Annotated in this window: 1 protein-coding gene and 1 pseudogene; both read right to left on the reverse strand. The window is 76.2% G+C overall.

All coding sequences use genetic code 11. The features are described from left to right. A pseudogene (locus CCL05_RS43485) lies at positions 1-1,799 on the reverse strand (ComEC/Rec2 family competence protein); the annotation flags it as partial. 95 nt (positions 1,800-1,894) lie between these two features. Further along, positions 1,895-2,147, reverse strand: a 253-nt coding sequence (locus CCL05_RS43490) for a ComEA family DNA-binding protein (protein ID WP_244204636.1), incomplete at its 5' end; no start/stop codon positions are given.

Here is a 2,147-nt window from a genome sequence, read left to right on the forward strand (position 1 = left end):
CGTGGAAGTGGGTGAGCACGACCAGCGGAATCCTCGTGATGCCGAGCGAGCGCAGGCAGTGGTCGACGAGCTGCGGATCGGGTCCCGCGTCCACCACCACACCGGCGCCCTCGCCCGCCGCGAGCACCAGGGCGTCGCCCTGCCCCACGTCGCACATCACCAGCCGCCAGCCGGGCGGCGGNNGCAGCCGCCGTCCCACGAGCAGCACGACCAGCGTCACGGCCGCCAGCAGCGCCGCACCCGCCCAACTGCCCGGCCAGTCCACTCCCGCTCCCGGCAGCGCGGCCCCGGTACGGGCGACCTCCGCGATCCACTCGGCGGGCCACTGGGCACCCCACGCCAGCGCCTTGGCCAGGGGCATCGCCATCGGTGCCGTGGCCAGTGCGGCGAAGCCCAGCACCGTGGCCGGAGCGATCGCGAACTCCGCGATCAGGTTGCACGGAACGGCCACCAGACTCACCCGCGCCGACAGCACGGCGACGACGGNNCTGCGCGGCGGCAGCGGCGGCCAGCGCCTCGGCGAGCCGCGGCGGCACCCCGCGCCGCAGCCCGGCGCTCCAGCGCGGCGCGAGCGTGAGCAGGGCGCCGGTGGCCGCGACGGAGAGCAGAAACCCGTAACTCCGCGCCAGCCACGGGTCGTACAGCACCAGCAGCAGGACCGCCGTCGCCAGCGCCGGGATGAGTGACCTGCGTCGGCCGGTCGCGAGGGCGAGCAGCGCGACGGCTCCACAGGCCGCGGCCCGCAGCACACTCGGGTCCGGTCTGCACACGACGACGAACCCGAGGGAGAGGACGCCCCCGAGCACGGCGGTCGCCCGCAGGGAGACGCCGAGGCGAGGCGCGAGCCCCCGCCGCTCGACGTGCTGCGCCAGGCCCGGCGGCCCGAGCAGCAGGGCGAGCAGGATCGTGAAGTTGGCCCCGGACACGGCGAGAGTGTGGGTGAGGTCGGTCTCCTTGAAGGCCTCCTCCAGCTCCGGGGTGATCCGCGAGGTGTCCCCCACGACCAGCCCCGGCAACAACGCCCGGGCATCCGCCGACAGCCCCTCGGTCGCCTCCCGCAGCCCCGCCCGCAACCGCCCGGCGAGCCGCTGAGCGGCCGAGGGATCCCCGACCACGTCCGGTTCGGTCCTGCCCCGCACCCGCAGCACCGCCGCGACCCGGTCACCGCCCGTCATCGCGGGCGCCAGCCGCGCACTGACCCGCACCCGCGTCGACGGCAGCAGCCCCAGCCACGGCGACCGCACCGGCCCACCGGCCGCAGTCCGCCCGCCCTCGGCCGTCCGGCCGGCCGACCCCAGGTCGACGATCACCAGCACCGGCGTCCGCGTCCCCACCGTCGCCCCGCCCGCCTCCTGGACGCGCCGCACATCGGCCTCGATCAGCACGGCGGTCGGAGCGACGTGATCGCCCCGGACCCTCGGCCGGGTGAGCCGGGGATCGGAGGTCAGCTCCAGCTCGGCGGTCACCGTCGCGTACTCCCGCGCCAGGCCAGGCACAGGTCCCCGGCGCAGATCCGCCCCATGCAGCCCGGCCGAGGCGGCAGCCGCGGCCACACACAGCAGCACGGCCGCGGCAGAAGCTCGCGGCCAGGAGGCCCACCCCGCGCGCCGGGCGAGCGGCAGCAGACCGACGGCGGCCAGACAGCCGGCCACGATGCCGAGGACCCACCCCGGCGACGCGTCCAGCACCAGCGCCGCCGTGCCCCAGGCCGCGAGGGCGGGTGGGACGAGCCGCAGGTCCGCGGGTCCTTCCTGCCTCGGACGGGAGTTGCCCAGCCGCTTGCCGGAGGAGGCGTGCACGGACGAACGGGCGGGCGAGGCCGACGGGACGGGAAGCGCCGAACCGGCATCCGGTGCCGCCTCGTCCCGCCCCATCGGCACGTCACGGGAACTCCTCATGGCCGTACGAGATTCCGCAGGTCGGCGAAGCGGCGGTCGCCGATGCCGTTCACCTCGCGCAGCTCGTCCACGGAACGGAAACCGCCGTGCTGCGTGCGGTAGTCGATGATGTGCTGCGCCAGCACCGGGCCGACCCCCGGCAAGGTGTCGAGCTGGTCGGCGGTGGCCGTGTTGAGGGAGACGGGAGCCCCCGGCATCACACCGCCCGCCGCCACGCCGGCCGTGCTTCCGGCAGCCGTACCGCCCGCC

Source organism: Streptomyces africanus, assembly GCF_002150735.1.
Lineage (GTDB): Bacteria > Actinomycetota > Actinomycetes > Streptomycetales > Streptomycetaceae > Streptomyces > Streptomyces africanus.